Consider the following 1,057-nt stretch of genomic DNA (forward strand, 5'->3'; position numbering starts at 1 on the left):
GCCGCGCCCCTGTACGACCATGCGATTGGCTGCGCCCTGCACCAGGTAAGAGGCGCCGTGCAGATTGACCCGCATCGACCGTTCGACGGTATCGGGCGGCATGTCGAGAAAGGCATGGAACGGGCAGATGCCCGCATTGCTGACGAACACGTCGAGCCCGCCCAGCGTGTCGGCGGCTTGCGACACGAAGGCACCCGCAGTGGCGTGTTCGGCGACGTCGCCCTTGATCGCCAGGGCGCGGCGACCCAGCTCCTCAATCTCGCGGACCACCTCGGCCGCCGCGGCGTCGTTGCCCGCATAGTTGATCGCGACGTCCGCCCCGTGGCGCGCCGCGCCGATCGCCGCCGCGCGACCGATCCCGGCCGAGGCGCCCGTCACCAGAACTTTCTTGCCTTCCAGCAGCATCTATCCCTCCTTCTTGGTGTTCGTGCAGCCGAGATCCCGGCTGATGGCGCGCGCGGTCGCGATGACGCTCTCCGACAGGTCGTGAAGGCGGCCGTCGCTCATATATTGGGCAGCGCTCGATACGCTGATCGCGCCGACGATCCGGCCGCGTGCATCGCGGATCGGTGCGGCGACGCAGCGTATCTGGTCCTCATTCTCCTCCAGATCGAACGCGCGTCCGGCGGCGACGTAGCCGTCCATCCGCTCCCGCCAGACGGCGTGGTCGACATGCGGCGCGCGATCGGCATGGTCCGCCGCAAACCGCTCGTCCCAATAGGCGGGGGGATGATCGAGCATCAGCGCCTTGCCGAGCCCGGTTGAGGATAGCGGCTGGCGATCGCCGACCCGGCTGGAGATGGTGATTCGGCGCCGGCCCGGCATCTTGTCGAGATACAGCGCCAGATCGCCGTCCAGAATGCCGAGATGGACGGTGTCCTCGGTCGACTGCGCCAGTTCCTCGAGATGGGGGCGCGCCACCTGGACGATATCGGCCTGCTCCTGCGCCAGATGGCCGAGTTCGAGCAGCTTGGGCCCCAGGCGATAGCCGCTGCGCGGCGTGAAGCCGAGATAGCCGCGCTCGACCAGCGAGGCCGCCAGCCGGTGGGTGGTGCTG

2 protein-coding genes are annotated in these 1,057 nt (G+C 68.5%); both read right to left on the reverse strand.

The annotated features are described in order from the left end of the window. The coding region (locus U1700_RS15305) for an SDR family NAD(P)-dependent oxidoreductase (RefSeq protein WP_332753521.1) at positions 1 to 405 on the reverse strand (405 nt) is incomplete at its 3' end. Further along, the coding region (locus tag U1700_RS15310) for an IclR family transcriptional regulator (protein WP_332753522.1) at positions 406 to 1,057 on the reverse strand (652 nt) is incomplete at its 5' end.

The sequence above is a fragment of the Sphingomonas sp. RB1R13 genome, assembly GCF_036663775.1.
GTDB lineage: Bacteria > Pseudomonadota > Alphaproteobacteria > Sphingomonadales > Sphingomonadaceae > Sphingomicrobium.